Source organism: Bacillus sp. FSL K6-3459 (assembly GCF_038003305.1).
Classification (GTDB): Bacteria; Bacillota; Bacilli; order Bacillales; family Bacillaceae; genus Bacillus; species Bacillus pumilus_O.
Genome location: NZ_JBBOOW010000001.1, coordinates 409,282 through 433,555 on the forward strand (window position 1 = coordinate 409,282; position 24,274 = coordinate 433,555).

The following is a 24,274-nucleotide window of genomic DNA, read 5'->3' on the forward strand; positions in this document are numbered from 1 at the left end:
CTTAGAAGAAGGAGGGCATCATTGTGGATGTTGGACAAAATCAGCCTGAGCAGTTGAAAAGGGCGATGACCTCCCGTCATTTATTTATGATTTCACTTGGCGGTGTCATTGGGACAGGCTTTTTCTTAGGAACGGGCTATACGATTGGACAAGCAGGTCCAGTTGGAGCCGTTCTTTCATATATTGTGGGCGGATTCATTATGTATTTAACCATGCTGTGTCTTGGAGAGCTGTCGGTTGCACTTCCTGTGTCCGGATCGTTTCATACGTATGCGACGAAATTTGTCAGCCCTGCAGCTGGTTTTGCGGTTGGCTGGATTTATTGGCTTGGCTGGGCAGCAACGGTCGCCCTTGAATTTTTATCAGCAGGACAGCTAATGAGGCGCTGGCTGCCGCAAGTGGATGTGTGGATTTGGTGTCTCATCTTTGGATTGTGTCTTTTCTTATTAAATGCCCGGTCGGCGAAAGCGTTCGGGGAGTCGGAGTTTTTCTTTTCAACCATTAAGATCATTGCGATTTTACTCTTTATAGGTGTAGGCGGAGCGGCGATGTTTGGTTTTATTGAAACAACGAGCGGTGAACCTGCTCCTTACTTCAGTCATTTTGTGAGTGATGGGCTGTTTCCAAATGGATTGCTTGCCGTTGTGGTCACGATGATCACCGTGAACTTTTCATTCCAAGGAACAGAGCTGATCGGGATTGCGGCAGGAGAAAGTGAAAACCCTGAGAAAACCGTTCCTCGCTCCATTCATCAGACTGTTTGGCGTACGCTCGTCTTTTTCGTCCTATCTATCTTCGTCTTAGCAGGCATGGTGCCTTGGAAGGAAGCGAGTGTACTGCAAAGTCCGTTTGTTACTGTATTTGAGAGAACGGGCATTCCTTTTGCGGCAGATATCATGAACTTTGTCATTATCATCGCTTTATTATCTGTTGCCAACTCTGGCTTGTATGCATCGACGAGAATGCTCTATTCCTTATCGAAAGAAGGAATGGCAGGAAAAGCATTTAGACGCGTGAACCAGCGCGGTATTCCAATGAATGCCTTACTGCTCACGTTCCTGTTTACAGGGATTTCGCTATTATCCGGTTTCTTTGCAGAAAAAACAGTATTTGCCTGGATCGTGTCCATTGCCGGTATGAGTGCCCAGACTGGCTGGATCACTATTACCTTGTCACAAATGCTTTTCCGCAGAAGATATCTGAAAGCAGGCGGAAAGCTGGAAAACTTAAAATTTAAAACCCCCCTCTATCCGGTTCTGCCGATAATTGCGATTACGCTCAATACCATCGTGTTGATCAGCCTTGCCTTTGATCATGAGCAGCGCATCGGATTATATGTCGGCGTCCCTCTCATGATCATTGGGTATGTCGTCTATCATCGATATGTAAAAAAGCATCAAGCGAAAAGTGAATCGCTCAAGCTGCAAATTCATGGGGATGATGAGATCCGGTTTTAAACTATAAAAAAGAAGCCAACCCTATGGGGAGGCTTCTTTTTTTATTTAATGAATCCCTTTCATCGCTTTCTTAATCACTGGTGTTAAGAGTAGCATCACACCACATAAAACGATGGCAAGCAATCCAATGATACCGAAATAGACGGTTTCTGGCACTTTATCAAACAGTTTGACCACTTGCGCGTTGATCGCCTGTGCCATTGCATTTGAAAGGAACCAAAGGCTCATCGTTTGCGCTGAGAAAGCAGCAGGTGCAAGCTTTGTTGTCGCTGACAGCCCAACAGGTGATAAGCAGAGCTCTCCGATCACGACAAGGAAGAAGCTCAGAACGAGCCATAATGGGCTCACAAGTGTATTCGGACCAGACATGTAGGCAGGAATGATCATGATGATGAAGGATAACCCTGCAAACAGAAGGCCAAGTGAGAACTTAATCGGAGTAGACGGCTGTTTCTTTCCAAGTCTAATCCACAACCAAGCAAACACAGGAGACAATAGCACAATAAAGATTGGGTTCAATGATTGGAACCACGAAGAGGCAAGTGTCATCCCGAGGAAATTCAAGTTTGTTCGTTGATCAGCATATGTGGCTAAAATGTTTGAGCCTTGTTCTTGAATCGCCCAGAACATCACCGCAGCAAGGAACAATGGAATATAAGCGAGAACTCTGGATTGCTCAACTGGGCTCGTCTTTTTACTGAAATACATGACGATGAAATATACAATCGGAATGAGCACCCCAAGAACACTGACAAACCAAGTGAATAGATTAATCGTGAGTGCGCCTGTTTGAATGCCGATGACGACAAAAACAGTAAGCACAATGGCAACTAATGTTCCGAAAATTTTGAAGTTCTTGCGTTCAGTAGCTGATAGTGGATTTGTCACATAAGTACCGGCGAGACCAAGATTCGGTTTTTTCGTGATCACAAATGTAATCAGACCAACAAGCATCCCAACGGCAGCAAGTGAGAATCCAAGGTGGAAGTTCACTTTTTGACCGAGTGTTCCGACAATTAATGGAGCAATAAAACCGCCCATGTTGATCCCCATGTAGAAAATACTAAAGCCAGAATCCCTGCGTGGGTCTGTTTTAGAATACAGGTCGCCCACAATGTTTGAAACGTTCGGCTTCAGAAGACCTGTCCCAATAATAATCAGTCCCATACTAATAAAGAGCGCTGTTGCACCGCTTGGCAAAGCCAAAATGACATGTCCAAGCATAATGAACACCCCGCCATAAAAGACCGTACTAGACGAACCGAATACCCGGTCGGCGAGCCATCCTCCAATAATGCCTGACATATAGACAAGCGCACCGTAGACAGACATGATCGAATTGGCTGTCGTCTGATCAAAACCAAGACCGCCTTTTGTCACCTCTGTGTACATATAATAAATAAGCAGTGCACGCATGCCGTAATAGGAGAAACGCTCCCAAAATTCAGTGAAGAACAGTGTGTAAAGTCCTTTAGGATGTCCAAAAAACCCTTTTTGAGGAACACTTTTAACAATTTTATCGTGGTCAATTGTAGACATGGCATAGATCCTTTCTTAAAAAAAGAGATATGAGAAAAATGATATTCTTGTATAGTTCTTGTGTCAATATAAAACTATTCTAAAACAGGAAAATGTTAGTTCAATAGGCGTAAAGTCTCAAAAATATGAAAAATTCTTTCAAGTGAGAATGGTCTGAAAGTTATATTGAAAGAATTTATTTAAAATTTGAAGGAATGTCCAAGCAAGCCTTTCACACATGCATAGGATGACAAGAGGACCTGTGTGAAAAGGAGGGGTTTAGGTTGGGGGAATTAAATGAATCTGATCTGAAAAAGCCTGTTGTCAATGTACAAGATTTTGGTGTGGTGGCGGATGGGAAAACGGATTGTACAGCGAAGCTCAATGAATGCTTAGAATGGACGAAAGCGCAGGGATATTCTCATGTCTGGCTGCCGAGCGGCACGTATGTCATCGATGCAGTGTACAGAGGAGATCAATTTTTTCCTTTCCGGGGTGCAGGTATACGTGTGCCAAGTCATATGACGATTGAGATGGCGCCAGATGCCGTCATTAAGGTAAAACCAAATGATTCTTGGGGGTATGCGGCCTTTTATATAGGAAAGGTTCAGCATGTGACCATCCAGGGCGGGCGAATCGAAGGGGATCGTCATGAGCATGTTTACAAGTCGCTTCCTGCTGAACGAAAAACCCATGAATGGGGTTTTGGGATATGTATTGAAGGGGCATCTGATGTAGAAGTGAATCGTGTGCAAATCAAGAATTGTACGGGAGACGGCGTGATTGTCAGTCCCCACGGTATATTATCACAAGCTGATTCGTACTCACCTGCTTCATCTATTCATATTTCTGGCTGCCACATTACAGATTCAAGGCGAAACAATATCTCGATCACAGGCTGTGATGGGGTCATTGTGGAGGACTGCCTGCTGGAGAGAGCAGGAGTAAACGGAGTCGAGCCAAGAATGGGCATTGATATTGAAGGCTACGGAGAAAATGCAGTGAATATGGAGGAACCGCTGAATATTCAAATTCGAAACAATATTGTAAGAGGTGGTGCCGCAAGCTCCATTTATAACTTCAATGGATATGGTGTCATCATCGAAGGCAACCATACGGACAGCAGTATTTCCTATGGATTTGCCACTGAAACCATCATTGCTAACAATTTGATCCGTGCAGTAGGAGGAGGCGTCACAAAAGCAGGAATTACGAGCTTAGGTGTCTCTCTTGGTCAAACAGAAAACAATGTGATCATTATTGGCAATATGATTGAAGGGTTTGAAAAAGGGATCGATGTGAGGGGCGATAGTGTTCACATTACAGGGAATAAGATCAGTCTATTTGAAGATGCGGCTTTGTCCGTTTATATGGCGAATCGTATTCTAATAGAAGGAAATCATATTGAATCGGGGACGAATACAGGGCAAAGAAGTGCAGCACTGCGTATCTATCAATCGGATAGCGTTGTCTTTTCCAACAATACCATTTACTCGGTGATTGATGGGGCGATGGTAAGAGGAACGAATATCCTGATCCAGCACAATCAATTCAAAGATTTCAGCAGAGGGATCTGGGTGCAGGAAGGGGAAGCTGGAATCAACGGCAATCACTTTATTCAAGAAGGACATCCAGAGCTTGGGTCTTCGTATACGATCAGTGTCACTGGAAATGCAAAGGCTTTCATTTGGCATAATCGCTTTAAGCACTACCAAAACTACGCCGTATACAGCAACACGACGGGGCCATTAGAAATCAAAGACAATTCCTTTGAAGAATCATCTTTATATGTCGTGATGTATATTAAAAACGGTTCACCACAAATCGGAGATAACCGCTTCTATTTAAATCGTTCGTTCGGACAGCCGACAGCGATCTTTATCGATCAAGCGGCTTCAGCCCGTGTACTGCGGAATAACATCATTAATTTATCTCCTCAAAAAGCAATTGCTGTCCGCACCATATCGTCTACTCATTCCGTGATCGCCCATAATATGCTCGAACGCAGCCAATTGACGACACATACGACCGACCGGATCATTGGAAATATTGAAATCGATACACCGTAATGAATGAGAGAAATCTCTAATTTTGGAGGTTCAGAAGGCGGTTGACAATCCTGTAAAAAGGGCATATAGTAATAATTATTTTTCATTTTTCGCAACATTTGCCCTTTTTTTATTGATAAAACCGATTAATTCAATAAGAAAAATGTATCTTCTGAGGACTTCAGTTTGATATATGAGGATATAGAAAGGATGAAGAACAAGTGTCACAGCCGAAAAGGAAGCTCAAGCTAGGCGTATTCATCGCAGGAACTGGACATCATGTTGCCTCTTGGAGACATCCGAATGCCGTATCAGATGCAGCCATGAACATGGAATATTTTAAACAATTAGCGAAAAAAGCAGAGGAAGGAAAGCTAGATTTACTCTTTTTAGCTGACAGCTTATCCATTAACCAAACCTCTCATCCGAATGTACTTACAAGATTTGAACCGCTCACCCTGCTTTCATCCATTGCTGAGTCTACTTCATCCATTGGATTAGCAGCAACAGCATCCACTACATACAGTGAACCTTTCCATATTGCTAGACAGTTTGCCTCCCTTGATCATTTATCAGGCGGAAGAGCGGCATGGAATGTGGTCACATCTTCTATTGAAGAAACAGCGAAAAACTTTAGCGGAGAAGAGCATTTAGCCCACCATAAACGATACGAGCGAGCAGAAGAGTTCGTCGAGGTCGTCAAAGGGCTGTGGGATTCTTGGGAAGAAGACGCCCTTGTCAGAAACAAGGAAACGGGAGAATTTTTCGAATCTAGTAAGCTTCATGAGCTCCAGCATAAAGGGGAGTTCTTCTCAGTACGAGGTCCACTCAACGTATCACGTACGCCTCAAGGGCAGCCAGTGATTATTCAGGCAGGGTCATCCGAAGATGGTCAAAAGCTTGCAGCGAAAACGGCTGAACTTATTTTTACAGCACAAAACGATCTCGAAAAAGCGAAGGGATTTTATCAAAGCTTAAAGGAGAAAGTAGAGGCTGCTGGTCGTGCTAGAGAGGACGTCAGCATCATGCCGGGGATCTTCCCGATTATTGCTGGTACAGAGGAAGAAGCCAAAGCGAAATATGAAGAATTACAGGAGCTGATTGTTCCTGAAATTGGGCTGAGCATTCTGCAAAACTACTTAGGTGGGATTGATTTGTCTCAGTATCCTTTAGACGGACCGCTGCCAGAGATTGATCCAAGCACGTCAAATGCGGTAAAAAGTCGTTTTGATCTCGTGATGAATATGGCGAGAAAGGATCACCTGACCATTCGCCAGCTCTATCAATCGGTTGCCGGCTCTCGTGGTCATAATATTTTCATTGGTACACCGCAGCAGCTCGCAGATGTGATGGAAACATGGATCAATGAAGAAGCAGCAGACGGCTTTAACGTCATGCCGCCACTATTGCCAGAAGGGCTGGACATGTTCGTAGACTGCGTCGTCCCAATCCTTCAGGAAAGAGGCTTATTCAAAACAGAATACACAGGACAAACCTTACGAGAAAATCTAGGGTTAGCACAGCCAAAAAATCGCTACACGACATAAAGATGAGGTGACTAACGTTGGGATACACGTTTCGTCTGGCAACAGAGGCTGATATAGAGGCGTTGCTTGAACTAACAACAAGAGCTTATGAGCCAATTCGTGAACTCGGCATCCAGTTCCAAGCAGCACATGCTGATTTCGCTCTCGTTCTGAAAAATGTACAAAAGAATCTTTGCTATGTGATGGAAGAAAACGGAGAGCTTCTATCCACCTTGTCGCTCCGTATGCCTTGGGGAGAACAGCCAGGTCCGTTCGGTGTCCCTCACATTTGGTGGTTTGCCTCAGAACCATCCGCCAAAAAAGGGACAGGCTCTATCTTGCTGGAATGGGTGGAAACCGAAGTGCTAAGAGATACCTTAAAGGTGCCATACGTATCTTTAGGTACAGCTGATAAGCATCCGTGGCTCATAGACATGTATGAGCGCAAAGGCTACGTCAGAGCAGGAGAAAAGGATTTAGGCAAGGGTCATATCACGGTTTATTTCAAAAAACAACTAAGGTCAGATATTACACAACCATAAGAGGAAAGAAGGGTATACGATCATGAAAAACAAAAAGTGGCTAGTCGTTCTATTTGCAGCAATGCTGGCAGTTTTAGCAGCTTGCGGCGGCAACAATCAGAGTGAAGGAAAAGACGAAAAAGTATTAAAAGTAGGCGCCACAGGGCAAAGCTATCCGTTTGCTTATAAAGACAATGGCAAGCTTGTTGGCTTCGATGTTGAAGTCACTGAAGCCATCGCAAAAAAACTAGGCTACAAACTAGACTGGCAGCTGAGTGAATTCAGCGGACTAATGGGGCAGCTGACATCCGGTAAGCTGGATACAGTGTCAAACCAAGTCGCAGTCACAGATGAGCGTAAACAAACGTTTAACTTTACTGATACGTACGCATATGCAGGAACACAAATCATCGTGAAAAAAGACAACAACGACATCAAAGGTCTTGATGATTTAAAAGGAAAAACAGTGGCGGCAGTTCTTGGCTCTAACCACGCCAAAAACTTAGAGAGCAAAGATCCGGACAAAAAAATCAATATTAAAACATATGAAACGCAAGATGGTGTCTTAAATGAAGTGGCAAATGGCCGTGTAGATGCGTATGTTAACGGACGCAGTGTATTACTGGCTCAAATTGAAAAAACAGGTCTGCCGCTCAAAATTGTTGGCAACCCAATTGTGTATGAAGAAGTAGGCTACCCATTTGCCAAAGATAAAAAGCATGACAAGCTAAGAGAAGAATTTAACAAAGCGATCAAAGAATTAAGAGAAGACGGGACACTGAAGAAATTGTCTGAGAAGTATTTCAAAGACGATGTCACGGTGCCAATTAAAAAATAACGACAGCGGCGGTGAAGAGCAGACATGAACAAAATTGATTGGCAGTATATGGTGACGGTTTTTCCGACATTGATTCAATACTTGCCGATAACGATCTTCATGGCGATTGTCTCCATGGTATTTGCCATTATCATTGGTGTAGTATTCGCTCTTATTACGAAAAACCGGATACCTGTTTTATACCAATTTGCCAAGCTGTATATTTCTTTTTTCAGAGCGGTTCCAACCTTGGTTCAGCTCTTTCTCATTTATTTTGGTCTTCCGCAGCTATTCCCTGCGATGACTTCAATGGATGCCCTAACAGCGGTCATTATCGGATTAAGTATTAAAAACTCAGCATACTTAGCAGAAATTTTCAGAGCGGCCCTCAACTCTGTAGATGAAGGGCAGCTAGAAGCTTGTCTATCTGTCGGCATGACAAGATGGCAATCTTACGTCAGAATTATTTTCCCGCAGGCAATTAGAAATGCGATTCCAGCGACGGGGAATACCTTTATCGGTCTTTTAAAAGAAACATCTCTTGCCTTTACGATTGGTGTGGCAGAAATGTTTGCACAAGGGAAGATGATTGCGTCAGCGAACTATAAATACTTTGAAACCTATTTAGCTGTAGGGATTGTGTATTGGGTGATGACCATCATTTATAGCTTCCTTCAAGACCTATTTGAACGAAAACTCAGCAAACCTTACCGGAATTAAGGAGGTGTGGACATGATCAAGCTCACCAATTTGAAGAAATCATTCGGCGACCTTGTCGTCTTAGACGGAATCAATCTTGACGTGCAAAAAGGGCAGGTTGTGGCCATTATCGGACCTTCTGGCTCCGGTAAATCCACGTTGCTGCGCTGCTTAAATTTATTAGAAATACCAGATGAAGGCACGATTGAAATTGGCGATGCGAAGCTCGATGCGTCTAAATATACACGAAAAGAAGCCCATCACCTGCGTCAACAAACAGCTATGGTGTTTCAAAACTATAATCTATTTAAAAACAAGACAGCACTGCAAAATATTACAGAATCACTGCTTGTGACGAAAAAAATGACGAAGCAGCAGGCAAATGAGATTGGAATGAAGCTGCTAAACCAGGTAGGATTAGAGCAAAAGGCTAACAGCTATCCAGTCACGTTATCTGGCGGACAGCAGCAGCGAATCGGGATTGCCCGCGCATTAGCGGTTGACCCACATGCAATTTTACTCGATGAACCAACATCAGCACTTGATCCAGAGCTTGTCTCAGGTGTGCTTCAAGTGATTAAATCCATTGCGATTCAAGAAACAACGATGATCATCGTCACACATGAAATGGCGTTTGCAAGAGAAGTAGCAGACCATGTGATTTTCATGGCGGATGGTCATATTATTGAACAGGGCACACCAACTGAGTTATTTGATGAAACGAAGAATGAACGGACAAAACGATTTATCCAAAAAGAAGCAGCGGCTGAAGAAGCATAAGCTGCTTTTTACTCTTTAGAGGGGTGAGTATCATTGAAATCATTAGGAAATGAAGCATTAAACAAACGTTTAATTAACATTCGCCGCGCGCTTCATGAACATCCAGAGCTGGCATTTGAAGAATATGAAACGACTAAAAAACTGCGCGGCTGGTTAGAAGAGGAAGGGATCACCATACTCGATTTTCCAGCTCTTCAAACAGGAGTTGTTTGTGAAATCAAAGGAGAACAAGAGGGACCAACGATTGCCCTGAGGGCTGATATTGATGCACTTCCGATTGAAGAAGCATCTGGCGAACCATTTTCCTCAAAGGTACCAGGGAAAATGCATGCTTGCGGTCATGATTTCCATACAGCTTCTATCTTTGGAGCGGCTCTTTTATTAAAAGAACGGAAACACGAGATCAAAGGAACGGTCCGTATTTTGTTTCAGCCGGCTGAGGAAGTCGCGCAAGGAGCAAAGCATGTCATAGAGGCAGGCGTTTTAGATGGAGTGGATGCCATTTTTGGTATGCACAACAAACCTGACCTGCCAGTTGGCACCATAGGCGTTAGAGAAAAAGCATTGATGGCAAGTGTAGACCGGTTTGAAATCGATATTAAAGGAACGGGTGGTCATGCAGGTATTCCGAATCACACGGTAGACCCCATTGCCATCAGCGGGCAGATCACAAGTGCTCTTCAACAAATCGTCAGCCGCCGAATCAGCTCATTGCATCATGCAGTCGTCAGTATCACACGTATTCAAGGCGGTACATCATGGAATGTGATTCCTGATCGTGTTGAGATGGAAGGAACCGTTCGGACGTTTGAGCCTGAAGTGAGAGCGATAATTCCAGAGCTCATGAAGCAAATCGTGAGCGGGATTGCAGAAGGGTTTGGGGCAAAAGGCGAAGTAAAATGGCATCCGTATTTGCCTTCTGTGATGAATGACGAGCGTTTGACAAAGGTTGTTGAAGAAACGGCAAGTGCGCTGGATCTTACAGTCGTTCAGGCAGAGCAGTCACCGGGCGGAGAAGATTTTGCCCTTTATCAAGAACACATTCCAGGCTTTTTCGTATGGATGGGGACAAGCGGTACCGAGGAATGGCATCACCCCGCCTTTACACTAAATGAAGACGCACTCCCTGTTGCCGCTGCATTCTTTGCCGAGCTTGCTGTACAGGCATTGGAGTCAAGATCATGGAACTAACAAAACAACTGGCAAAGGCTGTACTATCTGCTGATCCACTTCAAGATCATCGGGCGGTAGAAATGGCTCGACATGGTCTGTTAGACGCTGCTGCGGCGGCGCTTGCTGCGAAAGAGGACGAAGGAATTCAAAAGCTCATGGCACTTGTGGAACAAGAAGGCGGAGAAGCTCAAATTCCTATCATCGGACAAGGGAAAAAGGTCAGCCGTCAATCCGCAGCGATGCTGAACGGCTACTTGATCCACGCCCTTGATTATGATGATGTGCATTCAGACGTGAGGGGACACCCAAGTGCGGTGATCATTCCAGCATTGCTATCACAGCTATCAGACGGAAAAGGGTTTGGCGATCGATTTTTAGCAGCCTACATCACAGGCGTTGAAGTGATGGCAAGGCTTGGCGAATCCATCGGCAAAGCTCATTATGAGCGAGGCTGGCATAATACCGGAACCCTTGGAGCCATTGCGGCAGTATGTGCCATTGGGTATTTAAAAAAGGTCCCACAGGAAGAGTTAATGAAGGCAATCGGCTTTGCTGGAGCGCAATCTGCCGGCATGAGAAAGCAATTCGGCTCTGATATGAAACCATTACAAGCCGGATTAGCGGCTAGAACAGCTGTCTGGTCTATGGATTTAGCTTGTTCAGGTTTTGGCGGGAACGAATCGATTCTTGATGGCACGCTTGGTTTCTTTTCTCTCTATGGAGATCAGGAGCGTGCGGAAAGTCGTTTTCTAGATGGGTATGGTACAACATGGCGTATTGTCTCGCCAGGGCTGTGGTTCAAAGTGTATCCGTTCTGCTCAGCGGCGCATCATGCTGCCGATGCAATCCTATCCTTAATGAAAGAGCATCCTTTCTCACCGGAGCAGGTGAAACAAGTAGATGTCCTGTTCCCGCCTGGCGGAGATGCAGCGCTTATTGAGCGGACACCTTCGACTGGAGAAGAAGGGCGATTCAGTGTCGAATACGTGATTGCACTTGCCGCGTTTGGACAGATGCTGACGTTGGATGCCTTTACGAAAAAACCTATTTCATCACAAATCCGCACATGGATGAAACGGGTGAAGAGAGAATATGATCAAACGATAGAGCCCCATCCAGACGCTGTTCCAAAAGGACGCTTTACGATTGTGAAGCTCACCTTATCTGATGGCACCATCATTAGCAAACGAGTCGATATTCCGCGGGGCGCACCAGGCCTTGCCTTATCGAAAGAAGACATTATGCAAAAATTAAACAGTGTCACTGATGATTCGCACGCACAGAAGATTTTACGAGTTATTGAAGACGGAAACGATTCTTCTTATTTGCAGCTGTTGGCATGTTTTAACAAGAAGAAAAAGGGCTAAAATCATTTAGCCCTTTTGTGTCTCATTCCTATTCCGTTTTAGTAAACGTCAAGCCAATATGAGCAAGTGCCTGCGGCAAGTCTTTCCGAATGGTGATGTCTTTAAAGGAAATATTCGATTGGATCGCACTTAAAGCAAGGTCCTGTTTAATTCCTGTTAAAACAGCCGAAATTCCTAAAAGTCTCAGCGTTTGCGCATAGCTGACCAAATATTGAATGCTCTGTTCATTCAGGCGTTTTGTTCCCGATACATCAATGACCAAATGAGAGAGCGACAGCCTGTAGCTTTCCTGTAAAATGGTTTCTAATATATGCTGAGCACGTGTCTCCTCGATATCACCAAGTAGAGGAAGCACAGCGACACCGTCAACAACTGGGACGATCGGTACAGATAATTGCTGAATCTGACGGTTGGCACGGTCTAGTTCAAGAACGTAGCTTAATAGAGAAGCCATCGTTTCAAACATATGCACATGCTCATCTGTGAATTGCTGCGGTCTGAGATCAAGCCCGCAAATTGTTCCGTAGTTCGTACCATCTGTAAAATCAATCGGCACTCCGATGAATGATCCGCCTTGGAGACGTTTCGTGACCTCTAAGGATTTAGAACGGTCATCCGATGATATATCAGGGATCACAAGCGTAGCCTGATGATCGACCGCCAGCTTGCAAAATGTCTTCTCGTAAGGAATTTCTTCCCCTTCTTCAAGAAGCTGCTCGTCATGATTTAGCACCTTTACAATCTGATTGGTGGTTTGATCGTTTTTAGCAATAAACAGTGTATTCACATTAGTGAATTGACTCATCATATTTAAAATACTCGTAGAAGCATCATGAAAATTGCGAAACTGTTTTAATAGTTGTTGACGAGGCATTGTTTTAGGACTCCTTGTAGCTCCGATCATATATCGGAACAATAGTTGGTTTGTCTCTATCATACAAAATCAAACGAGAAATAGATATACTTTAATGCGTAAATCCATGTGAATCGGCTGAGAACAAAAAAGACTGCCGATCCTGAGATCTGGCAGTCTGCTGATTATAGAGAGACAGGGACAGTAGACATGGAGAAAAATTCCTCATACAACGCTTGAACGGCTTCTTTTTCTTGAGCCGCTTTGACGCCAAACATCATGCTGACCTCTGAAGAGCCTTGATTGATCATTTCAATATTGACCTTCGCTTTTGACAGCGCCTTTGCTGCTCTTGCTGTGGTGCCAACATTATGACGCATCGCTTCTCCTACAATCATAATGAGGGAGAGATTCGGTTCTAACACGACCTCATCTGCATCAAGCACAAGCTTCAAGCGTTCGAGTAGCTCTTGTTCAATATGCTGTTCCTCTAGCTGATCCTGCCTTAAAATAATGTTCATATCATCAATGCCAGAAGGGACGTGCTCATACGTAAGCCCATATTCCTCTAACGTTTGCAGCACCTTACGCCCAAAACCGACTTCTCGGTTCATTAAATATTTGCTAATATAAATGCTGCAAAATCCACTGTCTGAAGCGATTCCGACAACGGGTCCATTGGTATGATCCCGCTGGTTCACGATTTTTGTGCCTTTTGCTGAAGGATTATTGGTGTTTTTAATCTGCACAGGAATGCCTGCACGGAAGGCTGGAATGAGTGCTTCATCATGGAACACGGAAAAACCAGCATAGGATAGCTCGCGCATTTCCCGGTATGTTAGCTCTGTAATCTCCTTTGGCTCATGAACGATCGTTGGATTGACAGCATAAACAGCATCCACATCTGTAAAGTTCTCGTACACATCTGCCTTCAAACCGTTTGCCAAAATAGAACCGGTAATATCGGAGCCGCTGCGAGAAAAGGTAACGATATCTCCCGATAGACTGAATCCAAAAAAGCCAGGGAAGATGATGATGCCAGAGCGCTCTCTTAATTTATACAAATGATCATATGACTCCGGAAGGACTTGCGCTTGACCAGGCTCATCGCTCACAAATAAACCAGCTTCCTTTGGGTTCACATAGTGAGCTTCGACACCTTGATGGGTGAAATAGGCGGCGATGAGCTTTGCGTTATTGTCTTCACCGCTTGCTTTAATGGCATCAAGATATCGCTCAGGATGAGACGTATCTGCCTGTAAGAGGCTATCTAGATCTTGCCGGATGGTGTCAATCACGTCATGGCCTAACCCGAGTTCATCGGCAATCGAGGCATACCGTTCGATAACGGCTTCCTGTAAATCGTGTGCTTCGCCTAAACGTAAATATTGCTCACCACAGCTAATTAATAGATCGGTGACCTTCGTATCCGTTGAATGCCGTTTTCCTGGTGCGGAAACAACGACTGCTTTTCGAGCTGGATCTGCTGTTACAATGTCAAATACCTTTTGCAGCTGCTTGCCAGATGCAAGTGAACTGCCACCAAATTTAACGACCTTCAATGCATACATCTCCTATAGTAAAAATTTTCTCACAAATTGAATAGTTCCTATTATCAACTCTTTTCTTTAAATTATCAAGGTTTTTCTTCATGGAAAATACAAATGTGTTTTTGGAGAGGACGATAACGTGAGTATATGAAAAAAGAGCCGGCGATATGCCGAGCTCTTTTTCTTATGAAGAAGATGAGGAGGAAGATAGCTCCTGCTTCATCACTTTAGAATTGCGTTTTTCCTTTAAGAAAAAGGAGAGGACGAGCCCAAGGACTGCAATCAGACCAGAAATGAAGAATGACGTATTCATTCCATGAACGGCTGATTTTAAGGGGCTGGCCAATTCTGCATTTGCAGCAGAGCTGCTCATGATGGAGACAAGCACAGCTGTCCCAATGGAACCACCCATTTGTCTCATCGTGTTATTCATCGCTGTCCCATGCGGGATCAAATGAGGCGGTAAAGAGTTAATACCTGCTGTTGTCAGCGGCATCATGATCATCCCAACACCGATCAAGCGAAGTGTGTAAGCGACTGTAATGAGGGCGATGGATGAATCAAGGGTGAGCAGCATAAATGGCAAGGTCGTCACGGTAAGTATCGTAAATCCGCCTAATGCCAGCCCTTTTCCGCCGACTTTATCAAAAATCCGTCCAATAATTGGTGAGAGGAGCCCCATAAAGAGAGCACCAGGCAATAAGATCAGCCCTGTATCAAGAGCAGACAATCCTCTCACATTTTGCGTATAGAGCGGCAAAATCGTCTCTGTCCCAATCAATAAAGCAAAAACAAGCATCCCAAGGAAGGTCGTTAAGCTAAAGATCGCAAACTTAAAGACGCCAAACTCAAGCATCGGTCTTGTCAAATTCGACTGACGCAGAATAAAGAAGAACAAGCTCACAGCGCCGACAATCAGCGAAATGAGGACAGTGGCGCTCGTCCAGCCATATGTGCCAACACTAGAAAATCCGTAAAGCAGTCCGCCGAAACCGAAGGACGACAAGATGACTGATAACACATCAATTCGTGTTTCTCTTTGCTGCGTTACATTTTTCATTAAGAAGAAAGCAAGAATGAGATCAATGATACCGATTGGCAGAACAATATAGAACAAGAACTTCCAGCTGAAGGAATCAACAATCCAGCCGCCAAGTGTTGGTCCAAGAGCTGGTGCGAAAGATATGACAAGTCCGACCATACCCATTGCCTGGCCACGTTTTTCTTTCGGGAAAATGGTTAAAAAGATCGTTTGCATCAGCGGCATTAAAATCCCTGCGCCGGCTGCCTGCACGATACGCGCTGCAAGTAATACAGGGAAATTTGTTGCAAATGAAGCAAGAATGGTACCGGCTGTAAAGATGCTAAGCGCCGTTAAAACTAAAGAACGGCTTGAAAATTTCTCGATTAAGAAAGCCGTGATCGGAATGAGAATCCCGTTTGTCAGCATAAAGGCTGTGGTGAGCCACTGTCCTTTGCTGACATCAATATTGAATTCCTCCATGATATGTGGGATCGCTGGAATGAGCAATGTTTGGTTTAAAATGGCAACGAATGCCCCAACGAGGAAAATCCCCACAATCACAGATCGATTATACGATGTTGTAGATTGATTCATGTTATCCCTTCTTTATCTATAAGATGATGCTTTTCAGCTGTGACACGTTTTGTGATAAAACGCTGTTTTTGCCTAAATAATCGAGTAGTGAACTGATTAAAAAGGTTCTCGGTTGGTCCTTTGATAATTCTTCACTTAGCAGTTCAAACGCAGAGAGGAGATCGTCCTTTTCTTCTCCGTTTGACAGTGTGTGAAGCTCTTGTTTGATCTTCGTTAAGTACGAGATGACAAGCTTTTCTTCATCATATTCATCCTGTGTGGAAAGCAAATAAGAGTCCATCAGCTCATCTGTTAGCACAGGCTCAATAGAGCAAGGCTTTTTCGATACACGGTCCATCACACCAATAATCATTTCAGCGGCATTTTCTAATTGGATGTTCTTGCGCTCAATTGCCAGCATTAAAATGAATTCTCTCATTAATCCGTTGAGGACAATAACAAGATCCCAGACGTAAGGCGCAACAGATTCACCATATGTGCTTAAAATAATGTCTCTGTGCCGCTGCATGATAATGGTGCGTGTCTCACGTAAATGCTTAATGACAATGGGCGAATGCTGTGAAAAAGCTTCAAAGGACAGCATATTCAAAAATTTATGATTCTCTTTAAACTCTTCAAGCTCAAGCTTGATCTTCTTTGTGAATTTTTCCTTTTTGGACAGCGTCGTTTCTGAATGAATGATCTGAGAAATCTCTCTCATTTTGCACTGATTGTATTTAATCAGTTCTAATAGAAGAGCTTCTTTTGAATCAAACAGTTTATAAATAGACGCTTTTGATATTTTACAGGCATCGGCGATTGACTGCATGGAGACACTCATATAGCCTTTTTGAGAAAATAATTTCTTCGAAACCCGCAAAATCTCTTCTTGCTTTTCGTTCATCTTCATAAGTCCTTTCCGAATCGGCAAAACCATATGGTCACAATGGAAACCGAGTGGTCACTTTTGCAATGATAACAAAACCAATGACCTATGACAAGAAAAGAAACTTAAAAAAATACCTATCTGATGACAGGTATTTTATCCTTCTGCATGTGCGGCATATATGATGATCTGTCCGTTAAGTTCGGCAATCAAAAGGTCGTTTCGCTCCTTGACAGAGTAAATCGCTGTCCCTTTTTTCAAATGGGTAGCCGTGCCATGATGAAAATGTTTGGCAGCAGTTTTCTGAATCACACCTAATTGCTGATCTTTAGTGACGGTTAATTGATGGGTCCAATCTACATTTGCTTCATAGACCGTTTTTCCCCATTGAAATAAATCTGCCTGTTCATCGAGAGCTAATACCTCTTCTGCACTAGGTCGTTTTGACTCAAATTGCTGAACAGATTGGCAAGCGCATAAGCTCGTTGCCAATAAGAGCATGAATAAGCAAGTCCATATTGTACGTGTCAAAAAGGTTCTTCCCTTCAAAATAGTGTCTATAAGTCATAGTCGTTTCCAAAGGTTGTCGCGTTACAATGTCATAGGCGAGTAATGAGATTGTATGTTGGCACAAAATACGATACATTTATCGTATGAATAATCCAATCCATCCAACCCAAGAAGACATGAGACTGATTTCGGTGTTGCACGCATTGGCCGATCCAATTCGGTTAGAAATTGTCCGCTGCTTAGCAGAAGCAGGCGAGAGGACATGCGGCACGTATGAAATGAATATCGCCAAATCCACGCTGTCACATCACTTCAAAGTGCTGAGGGAGGCAGGCATTGTGAAAGTGAGAATTGACGGAAAACACCGCTACTATTCTTTAAGAAAAGAAGACATCGAGACCGCTTTTCCTGGGCTCATGTCATCCATTCTAGCCGTAGATAAAGAGTGGTGGTAAGCCAGCTGTCTAGTAAAGCAGCTGGCTGTTTTATTTCCCATAAATCGCCTCATACAGACGTTTTACCGCCGGCTCAATATCCTCTGGTCTCATATGAGAGAAGCCGAGGACGAGCGGAACAAAGCCTTCCTGGTGCCCCGGTAATTGCTCATCAAGGGTAAAACGGTCCATCCCATACATTTTCAGCTTTCTTTCTTTGGCTCGCTGTAAAATCTCATGCTGCGTGCGGTTTGAGCGGAACTCTGCGATAAAATGAAGTCCAGCATTTTCCCCAATAATCCGCACATTGTCAGCAAACACCGTGTCGAGCTCTTCAATGAGTTGCTTACGCTTTTCCTCATATAAACCATTCATTCTTTTAATATGCCGCTGATACGCCCCGTCCTTTATAAAATGAAGAAGGGTGTATTGTGTAAAAAGGTTGGCTGTTTGAATGAAGAAGTGCTGTTCTTCCTTATAACGTCTCAATAAATGCTGCGGGAGCACCATGTAGCTTAGCCTTAAGCCTGGCAACAATGATTTTGAAAAGGTTCCCATATAAATGACTTTGTCATATCGATCCAAACTTTGCAGCGCTGGAATGCTGTCAGTTCCGTACTTGAATTCACTGTCATAATCATCTTCAATAATATAACGGTCTTGTTGATCGGCTGCCCAGTTTAAGAGCTGAATCCGCCGGGAAATTGGCATAATCACTCCTGTTGGGAATTGATGTGAAGGAGTAATGATCAATACATTTGGCTCTTTCTTCTGAATGTCATTCATCCGTACTCCTTTTTGATCAATGCCAATCGTTTCAATTTGATGATGATTGCTTTTCAGCATTTGATAGAGCCGGCGATAGCCAGGGTTTTCTAACCCGTATACTTGATCGGCTGGAAGAATGCTTGATAACGAATGAATAAGTGACTGCGTGCCTGCACTTAAAATGAGCTGTTCTGGATAGCATTTGACTCCCCGTGCAAGCCCGATTAACCGGGCAATTGTTTCTCGAAGCTCGTATACACCTTGTGGATGGGGAAGCTCACCAAATGCTTCTTGGTGGAGACTGATCGCCTTTTGTTCACTTTTCAGCCAGCTTTTAAAAGGAAAATTGGCTGTATCAACAGAGATATGTGAAAAGGAATACCAATCGTCTCGTGCAATCGGTTCTTCCTTTAAATCTGCTGGGAGAGTAGAGGGTTTCAGCTGACCTGACTCATGAAACGTTTCAATTGATTCCACGAAAAAACCTTTGCGTTCAACCGAATATAAATATCCTTCGGCAAGTAGCTGCTGATATGCGCCATTCACTGAATTGACGCTGACATTTAATGTATCGGCTAACTCTCGTTTTGAAGGTAATTGATCGTGCGGCTGAAGGTTCCGATTTAAAATTTCACCTTTAATTTTCGTGTAAATTTGATGATAAATAAATCCGTTTGCCCCTGTTTGATCTAGTTGAATTGTCAGCATTTTTTCATTCCTTCCTCTCTGGTACCATGAAAAAAATGATATTGGTACTTTCTATCATACCAAAAAATATTCAGAATAATAAAAAAGACATAAAGGGGATGGATGACAATGAGTCAAACGACAACAAACCGTTTTTCAACTGAGGAATGGCAGGGGAAAAGAGATCAATACGTCGCAAGAGGCGTAAGTAATGGCAACCGTCATCTTGCAGCAAAGGGGAAAGGTGCCGAGCTATTCGATATCGATGGGAAACGTTTTATCGATTTTGCTGGCGCAATTGGTACGTTAAATGTAGGCCATTCACATCCAAAGGTTGTGGAAGCCGTCAAAGCACAAGCAGACAGTCTAATTCACCCAGGTTTCAACGTGATGATGTATGAATCGTATATCGAATTGGCAGAGAAGCTATGTCACCTCACACCAGGTGACCATGACAAAAAAGCCATTTTCCTTAATTCAGGTGCAGAAGCTGTTGAAAATGCGGTGAAAATTGCACGTAAATATACGAAAAGGCAGGCTGTTGTGTCGTTTACAAGAGGCTTCCACGGCAGAACGAATATGACGATGAGCATGACGAGTAAGGTCAAGCCATATAAATTTGGGTTCGGACCATTTGCATCAGAGGTGTATCAAGCGCCGTACCCATATTACTATCAGAAGCCAGAAGGATTAAGTGATGCAGCCTACGATGAGTACATCATTGATCAATTCAATCAATTCTTCATCGCTACTGTTGCACCAGAAACTGTTGCGTGTGTGGTCATGGAGCCAGTCCAAGGGGAGGGCGGATTCATTGTACCATCGAAGCGTTTTGTTCAGCATGTTGCTTCATTTTGTCAACAGCACGGGATTGTGTTTGTAGCAGATGAAATCCAAACAGGCTTTGCAAGAACAGGGAAATATTTTGCCATTGAGCACTTTGATGTGGTGCCGGACTTAATCACTGTGTCAAAATCTCTTGCTGCTGGGTTACCGCTAAGCGGCGTTGTCGGCAGAAAAGAACTGCTTGATGCGGCAGACCCAGGGGAATTAGGGGGAACGTATGCAGGAAGTCCATTAGGCTGTGTGGCAGCACTAGCGGTTCTAGATATTATTGAAACTGAACAACTGAATCAACGATCTGAGCACATCGGACAAGTCATTGAGGACAAAGCAAATGATTGGAGAACAAAATATTCATTCATTGGGGAAGTCCGCCGGTTAGGGGCAATGGTGGCAATTGAAATTGTGGAAGATCAAACAACGCGTACACCAGATAAGAAAACAGCCGCAGCGATTGCATCATATGCAAACGAGCACGGGCTGCTCTTATTAACAGCAGGGATTAATGGGAATATTATTCGCTTCTTAACACCACTTGTCATCACAGATGAGCTGCTTCATGAAGGACTAGGGATCATCGAGGACGCCTTCAAAGCACGCTAAACAACAAAGGGGGATGGTTGTATGCAAAAACAACAAATGGCAAAAACCATGTCGCAGTCTGACGTACTGTTTTTATCCATTGGTGCAATGCTTGGATGGGGCTGGGTTGTACTTTCGGGAGATTGGATTTTAACAGCTGGGTTTTTAGGCAGTGTGATTGCCTTCGTGATAGGCGGTATTCTCGTCATCTTTATTGGACTGACATATGCTGAGCTTTCGTCTGCGATTCCAGAGACAGGCGGAGGGCTCGTCTTTGTCCAGCGGGCATTTGGGATGAAATCAGCGTTCGTCTCAGCATGGGGCGTATTGTTTGGTTATGTGTCCGTCATTACGTTTGAGGCTGTTGCCTTGCCGACAGTGATTGATTATGTCATTCCAACACAGCATGTTGGCTTCCTATGGAACATAGGGGGATGGGACGTTTATTTTACATGGGTGTTGATTGGATCTGGTGGTGCATTGTTTTTAACAGCACTGAATTACATTGGGGCAAAGCCTGCGGCCATTTTTCAGTCTGTGTTCACAGTAGCGATTATTCTGACAGGTTTTCTCCTTTTAGGCGGCGCGACATTTAATGGAGATTTTGCAAATCTTGAGCCGATGTTTCAAGGTGGGGTTGGCGGTCTCATGGCAGTTTTAGTCATGATTCCCTTTTTATTCGTTGGCTTCGATGTCATCCCTCAAGTGGCGGCGGAGATCAATGCGCCAAAGAAAATCATTGGGAGGATTCTCATTATCTCCATCGTGAGTGCGGTCGTATTTTATCTGCTTATTGTCTTTGGGGTAGCTGCGGGGCTTTCAAAAGGACAGCTTGAAGCCTCTTCCTTGGCGACAGCAGATGCGATGGTGCAACTTCTCGGTCATCAAGCATTTGGGACAGTACTTGTCATTGGTGGTGTAGCAGGGATTGTGACGAGCTGGAATGCTTTTATCATCGGTGCAAGTCGTATTCTATACGCGATGGCGGAAAGAGGCATGATTTCCAAATGGTTTGCGTATATTCATCCAAAGTATAAAACGCCGACAAATGCCATTTTATTTCTTGGTGCTTTGGCTTTTTTCGCTCCATTATTAGGGCGCCCTGCCCTTGTATGGATTGTCAATGCAGGTGGTGTCGGGATCATTGTCGGTTACTTAATTGTGTCCATTGCCTTTATGAAACTTCGTAAAGCAGAACCAGAACTTGAGCGTCCATACCGCATTAAATATTGGCGGACGACAGGCGTTTTAGCCATCGGGCTGAGTCTCCTTTTTCTTTCATTTTATTTTCCGGGGATGCCGGCCTCCTTATCATGGCCAGCTGAATGGATATTGCTTTTAGGTTGGGCACTCATTGGGTATATACTATATGTAATGAATCCTAGAACGAAGGAGACGGTAGGGCATGACAAACGAACTCAAAGTGTATAATCCTGCAACAGGAGAAGAAATTGCTTCAGTTGCTCAGCATACAAAAGAACAAATTGAAGACGCCATTTCGCGCTCACATCAAGCATTCAAAGCATGGGCAAAAACGTCAGCGCATGAACGTGCCAATATCATTCGCAAGTGGTTTGATCTCATGATTGAACATAAAGAAAGGCTCGCAAAAATCATCACGGAAGAGAACGGGAAGCCATATCAAGAAGCATTAGGGGAAATCGTTTATGCAGCTGGATATATAGAATGGTACGCAGAGGAAGCCAAACGTATCTATGGTAGAACCATTCCGTCACATACGACGAACAAACGCCTTTTTGTCACAAAGCAGCCAGTTGGACCTGTTGCGGCCATTACACCGTGGAATTTCCCAGCAGCCATGATCACGAGAAAGGCAGCACCTGCACTTGCAGCGGGCTGTACCTTTATTGTGAAGCCTGCTGAAGACACGCCGCTGACGGCTATTGAACTTGTGAAATTAGGCCACGAAGCCGGAATCCCAGAGGATGCCCTGCAATGGGTAATCGGAGATGGAAAAGAAGTCGGTGAAATATTCACAGATAGCCCACTGATTCGCAAAATCACATTCACAGGCTCAACGCCAGTCGGAAAGCATTTGATCAAAAACAGTGCAAGTACAGTCAAGCACGTATCAATGGAGCTTGGCGGTCATGCCCCGCTCATCGTAGACAAAGATGCCAATCTTGAACTAGCTGTCAAACAAGCAGTGGCATCTAAGTTCCGTAATGCAGGACAAACCTGTGTCTGTGCCAACCGATTAATTGTGCATGAAGACATCCATGAAGCATTTGCTCAAGTCTTTAGCAAAGAGGTCGAAAAGCTGAAAGTGGGAAATGGCTTTGAAGAAGGCACATCCATCGGCCCAATTATCAACAAGCGCGGCTTTGATAAAATTGTCAGCCAAATTCAAGATGCAGTCGATAAAGGGGCGAAAATCCTTGTCGGCGGAGATACGCATTTCGATGATGACAAGTCGTATTATTTTGTCCAGCCAACGGTTCTCACACATGTAGATCCTTCCATGAACATCATGCATGAAGAAACCTTTGGACCAGTGGCACCGATTACGACGTTCAAAACGCTAGATGAAGCAATTGAATTAGCAAATGATACACCTTTTGGTCTTGCAGCTTATTTCTTTACAGAAAATTATCGAAACGGCCTCTACATCTCAGAGAATCTTGATTACGGGATTATTGGCTGGAATGATGGCGGCCCATCGGCTGTCCAAGCACCATTCGGAGGAATGAAAGAAAGCGGAATTGGCCGTGAAGGCGGCATCGAAGGGATCGAGCCTTATTTAGAAACCAAATATGTATCTATTGGTTTAGACGAATAAACGTGAAAAAGACTGCCTGAGGAATCTTGGCAGTATCAGCGTGTAGACAAACCCTCGCATTCGTTGTCAGGTCTGCGCTTCGGTGCTCGTCCTTCCTAGACTTCAAAGGTTTTCTATCACGCTGAAAAGAAGACAAAGGGCAAAAATAAAGGTCATTTTCGCCCTTTGTCAACAATCTGTGACTGCCTGAGGAATCTGGCAGTCTTTTTATATTAAACAGCCGGCGGAAAAAGTTGCTCCACCGTTTCTTTTGTTTCTTTCAGAATTTCATGAATGTAATCTGCTGGTGCCTGCTCCATGCTACTGAATAAAAGTCGTTCAACAGGCTCAATACCAATATAATTGAAGACTTCTGTATCTGCTGTCATGCGATGGGAGGCGGAAAAGATCAGGTTAGAGTCAAGAAAGGTCCTTGGTGCATCGTGCGTGTTGATAATAACACCTTTTTTATGTCGTAGCAGGTTTTCAATAGCCCCATGCTCATTGATTTGATAAGCGAAGCCCTCAGAAAAAACACGTTCTACATAGCCCTTTAACATAGCGGGTAAGCCTGTCCACCAAATAGGAAAAATAAACGTTAGGACATCTGCTTGCTGAATCAGCTTCTGCTCTGTTTGAATGGCCTTTGGGACATCCCCCTGTTTGATCGCAGCCTTTTCCAAAATGCTTAGTTCTGGCGAAAAACCAAGAGCATAAACATCGCGAACAGTCACTTTATGACCATTGTTCAAAAGAGTGCTGACAACAAGATCTAATAAGGTTTGATTTAAGCTTTGCTGGGGATGAGCAAATATAATGAGATGGTTCATCTTAAAGCCTCCTAGGTGGTCATGTCTCTCATTATGGCATGCGCGTTAA

The 24,274-nt window shown here is 44.0% G+C and carries 21 protein-coding genes; 13 read left to right on the forward strand and 8 right to left on the reverse strand.

The window, feature by feature from the left end; translation table 11 throughout:
• Positions 1-23: 23 nt before the first annotated feature.
• Positions 24-1,457, forward strand: coding sequence for an amino acid permease (locus MHI35_RS01970; protein WP_088000602.1), 1,434 nt, complete (start codon positions 24-26; stop codon positions 1,455-1,457).
• Between the two features lie 45 nt (positions 1,458-1,502).
• On the opposite strand, the gene MHI35_RS01975 is transcribed toward MHI35_RS01970, so the two are convergent.
• Complete coding sequence (locus MHI35_RS01975) at positions 1,503-2,996, reverse strand: peptide MFS transporter (RefSeq protein WP_144522196.1); 1,494 nt, start codon at positions 2,994-2,996, stop codon at positions 1,503-1,505.
• A 263-nt stretch (positions 2,997-3,259) separates the two neighbouring features.
• Here MHI35_RS01975 and MHI35_RS01980 point away from each other — a divergent pair, with 263 nt between their 5' ends.
• From MHI35_RS01980 to MHI35_RS02015, 8 genes are all read left to right on the forward strand, one after another.
• Complete coding sequence (locus MHI35_RS01980) at positions 3,260-5,044, forward strand: right-handed parallel beta-helix repeat-containing protein (RefSeq protein WP_211063346.1); 1,785 nt, start codon at positions 3,260-3,262, stop codon at positions 5,042-5,044.
• A gap of 200 nt (positions 5,045-5,244) precedes the next feature.
• A complete protein-coding gene (locus MHI35_RS01985) occupies positions 5,245-6,570 on the forward strand; it encodes an LLM class flavin-dependent oxidoreductase (protein ID WP_335348866.1) in 1,326 nt (441 codons plus the stop codon).
• A gap of 17 nt (positions 6,571-6,587) precedes the next feature.
• Positions 6,588-7,091: a GNAT family N-acetyltransferase gene (locus tag MHI35_RS01990; RefSeq protein WP_144522199.1), complete on the forward strand. Its 504-nt coding sequence runs from the start codon at positions 6,588-6,590 to the stop codon at positions 7,089-7,091.
• 22 nt (positions 7,092-7,113) lie between these two features.
• Positions 7,114-7,908 (forward strand): amino acid ABC transporter substrate-binding protein, encoded by a 795-nt coding sequence (locus MHI35_RS01995; RefSeq protein ID WP_113768556.1) that lies wholly within the window; start codon positions 7,114-7,116, stop codon positions 7,906-7,908.
• A gap of 24 nt (positions 7,909-7,932) precedes the next feature.
• Positions 7,933-8,607 carry an amino acid ABC transporter permease gene (locus tag MHI35_RS02000; protein WP_335348865.1) on the forward strand — a complete coding sequence of 225 codons (675 nt, stop codon included), beginning with the start codon at positions 7,933-7,935 and terminating at the stop codon, positions 8,605-8,607.
• A 12-nt stretch (positions 8,608-8,619) separates the two neighbouring features.
• On the forward strand, positions 8,620-9,366 hold the full coding sequence (locus tag MHI35_RS02005; RefSeq protein WP_144522201.1) for an amino acid ABC transporter ATP-binding protein: 747 nt from the start codon (positions 8,620-8,622) through the stop codon (positions 9,364-9,366).
• A 33-nt stretch (positions 9,367-9,399) separates the two neighbouring features.
• Positions 9,400-10,557 (forward strand): amidohydrolase, encoded by a 1,158-nt coding sequence (locus MHI35_RS02010; RefSeq protein WP_335348864.1) that lies wholly within the window; start codon positions 9,400-9,402, stop codon positions 10,555-10,557.
• Entirely contained in the window at positions 10,548-11,906 is a 1,359-nt protein-coding gene (locus MHI35_RS02015) for an MmgE/PrpD family protein (protein WP_335348863.1), read from the forward strand. The genes MHI35_RS02010 and MHI35_RS02015 overlap by 10 nt, the downstream gene beginning before the upstream one ends.
• A gap of 28 nt (positions 11,907-11,934) precedes the next feature.
• Here MHI35_RS02015 and MHI35_RS02020 read toward each other — a convergent pair whose 3' ends face one another.
• From MHI35_RS02020 to MHI35_RS02040, 5 genes are all read right to left on the reverse strand, one after another.
• Positions 11,935-12,780 (reverse strand): GAF domain-containing protein, encoded by an 846-nt coding sequence (locus MHI35_RS02020; protein ID WP_211063341.1) that lies wholly within the window; start codon positions 12,778-12,780, stop codon positions 11,935-11,937.
• A 164-nt stretch (positions 12,781-12,944) separates the two neighbouring features.
• Positions 12,945-14,321 carry an aspartate kinase gene (locus MHI35_RS02025; RefSeq protein ID WP_211063340.1) on the reverse strand — a complete coding sequence of 459 codons (1,377 nt, stop codon included), beginning with the start codon at positions 14,319-14,321 and terminating at the stop codon, positions 12,945-12,947.
• A 172-nt stretch (positions 14,322-14,493) separates the two neighbouring features.
• Complete coding sequence (locus MHI35_RS02030) at positions 14,494-15,927, reverse strand: MDR family MFS transporter (protein WP_012008920.1); 1,434 nt, start codon at positions 15,925-15,927, stop codon at positions 14,494-14,496.
• A gap of 16 nt (positions 15,928-15,943) precedes the next feature.
• Positions 15,944-16,810: a TetR/AcrR family transcriptional regulator gene (locus MHI35_RS02035; RefSeq protein WP_225970050.1), complete on the reverse strand. Its 867-nt coding sequence runs from the start codon at positions 16,808-16,810 to the stop codon at positions 15,944-15,946.
• A 138-nt stretch (positions 16,811-16,948) separates the two neighbouring features.
• Positions 16,949-17,323 (reverse strand): hypothetical protein, encoded by a 375-nt coding sequence (locus MHI35_RS02040; RefSeq protein WP_012008922.1) that lies wholly within the window; start codon positions 17,321-17,323, stop codon positions 16,949-16,951.
• A gap of 122 nt (positions 17,324-17,445) precedes the next feature.
• Here MHI35_RS02040 and MHI35_RS02045 point away from each other — a divergent pair, with 122 nt between their 5' ends.
• Complete coding sequence (locus MHI35_RS02045) at positions 17,446-17,757, forward strand: ArsR/SmtB family transcription factor (protein WP_144522208.1); 312 nt, start codon at positions 17,446-17,448, stop codon at positions 17,755-17,757.
• A 30-nt stretch (positions 17,758-17,787) separates the two neighbouring features.
• On the opposite strand, the gene gabR is transcribed toward MHI35_RS02045, so the two are convergent.
• Positions 17,788-19,212, reverse strand: coding sequence for a MocR-like transcriptional regulator GabR (gene gabR / locus MHI35_RS02050; protein ID WP_335348862.1), 1,425 nt, complete (start codon positions 19,210-19,212; stop codon positions 17,788-17,790).
• Positions 19,213-19,320: 108 nt separating this feature from the next.
• Here gabR and gabT point away from each other — a divergent pair, with 108 nt between their 5' ends.
• The 3 genes from gabT to MHI35_RS02065 are packed head-to-tail and all read left to right on the forward strand — an operon-like array spanning position 19,321 to position 23,416.
• The gene (gene gabT, locus MHI35_RS02055; RefSeq protein WP_211063338.1) at positions 19,321-20,637 is read left to right on the forward strand and encodes a 4-aminobutyrate--2-oxoglutarate transaminase; all 1,317 of its coding nucleotides are present in this window, start codon (positions 19,321-19,323) and stop codon (positions 20,635-20,637) included.
• A 21-nt stretch (positions 20,638-20,658) separates the two neighbouring features.
• The gene (locus tag MHI35_RS02060) at positions 20,659-22,047 is read left to right on the forward strand and encodes an APC family permease (protein WP_335348861.1); all 1,389 of its coding nucleotides are present in this window, start codon (positions 20,659-20,661) and stop codon (positions 22,045-22,047) included.
• A complete protein-coding gene (locus MHI35_RS02065) occupies positions 22,022-23,416 on the forward strand; it encodes an NAD-dependent succinate-semialdehyde dehydrogenase (RefSeq protein ID WP_088004212.1) in 1,395 nt (464 codons plus the stop codon). Before MHI35_RS02060 ends, MHI35_RS02065 begins: the two co-directional genes overlap by 26 nt.
• Before the next feature lie 212 nt (positions 23,417-23,628).
• Here MHI35_RS02065 and MHI35_RS02070 read toward each other — a convergent pair whose 3' ends face one another.
• Positions 23,629-24,225, reverse strand: a complete 597-nt coding sequence (locus tag MHI35_RS02070) for an NAD(P)H-dependent oxidoreductase (RefSeq protein ID WP_335348860.1) — start codon at positions 24,223-24,225, stop codon at positions 23,629-23,631.
• Positions 24,226-24,274 lie beyond the last annotated feature (49 nt).

What these genes read in the sequence shown, in the direction of transcription:
- gabR (WP_335348862.1), bottom strand. Translation starts at nt 19,212, where the DNA reads ATGCTGACAATTCAACTAGATCAAACAGGGGCAAACGGATTTATTTAT.
- MHI35_RS02005 (WP_144522201.1), top strand. Translation starts at nt 8,620, where the DNA reads ATGATCAAGCTCACCAATTTGAAGAAATCATTCGGCGACCTTGTCGTC.
- MHI35_RS02065 (WP_088004212.1), top strand. Translation starts at nt 22,022, where the DNA reads ATGACAAACGAACTCAAAGTGTATAATCCTGCAACAGGAGAAGAAATT.
- MHI35_RS02020 (WP_211063341.1), bottom strand. Translation starts at nt 12,780, where the DNA reads ATGCCTCGTCAACAACTATTAAAACAGTTTCGCAATTTTCATGATGCT.
- MHI35_RS02000 (WP_335348865.1), top strand. Translation starts at nt 7,933, where the DNA reads ATGAACAAAATTGATTGGCAGTATATGGTGACGGTTTTTCCGACATTG.
- MHI35_RS02030 (WP_012008920.1), bottom strand. Translation starts at nt 15,927, where the DNA reads ATGAATCAATCTACAACATCGTATAATCGATCTGTGATTGTGGGGATT.
- MHI35_RS02045 (WP_144522208.1), top strand. Translation starts at nt 17,446, where the DNA reads ATGAATAATCCAATCCATCCAACCCAAGAAGACATGAGACTGATTTCG.
- MHI35_RS01975 (WP_144522196.1), bottom strand. Translation starts at nt 2,996, where the DNA reads ATGTCTACAATTGACCACGATAAAATTGTTAAAAGTGTTCCTCAAAAA.
- MHI35_RS02060 (WP_335348861.1), top strand. Translation starts at nt 20,659, where the DNA reads ATGCAAAAACAACAAATGGCAAAAACCATGTCGCAGTCTGACGTACTG.
- gabT (WP_211063338.1), top strand. Translation starts at nt 19,321, where the DNA reads ATGAGTCAAACGACAACAAACCGTTTTTCAACTGAGGAATGGCAGGGG.
- MHI35_RS02070 (WP_335348860.1), bottom strand. Translation starts at nt 24,225, where the DNA reads ATGAACCATCTCATTATATTTGCTCATCCCCAGCAAAGCTTAAATCAA.
- MHI35_RS02015 (WP_335348863.1), top strand. Translation starts at nt 10,548, where the DNA reads ATGGAACTAACAAAACAACTGGCAAAGGCTGTACTATCTGCTGATCCA.
- MHI35_RS02035 (WP_225970050.1), bottom strand. Translation starts at nt 16,810, where the DNA reads ATGAACGAAAAGCAAGAAGAGATTTTGCGGGTTTCGAAGAAATTATTT.
- MHI35_RS01995 (WP_113768556.1), top strand. Translation starts at nt 7,114, where the DNA reads ATGAAAAACAAAAAGTGGCTAGTCGTTCTATTTGCAGCAATGCTGGCA.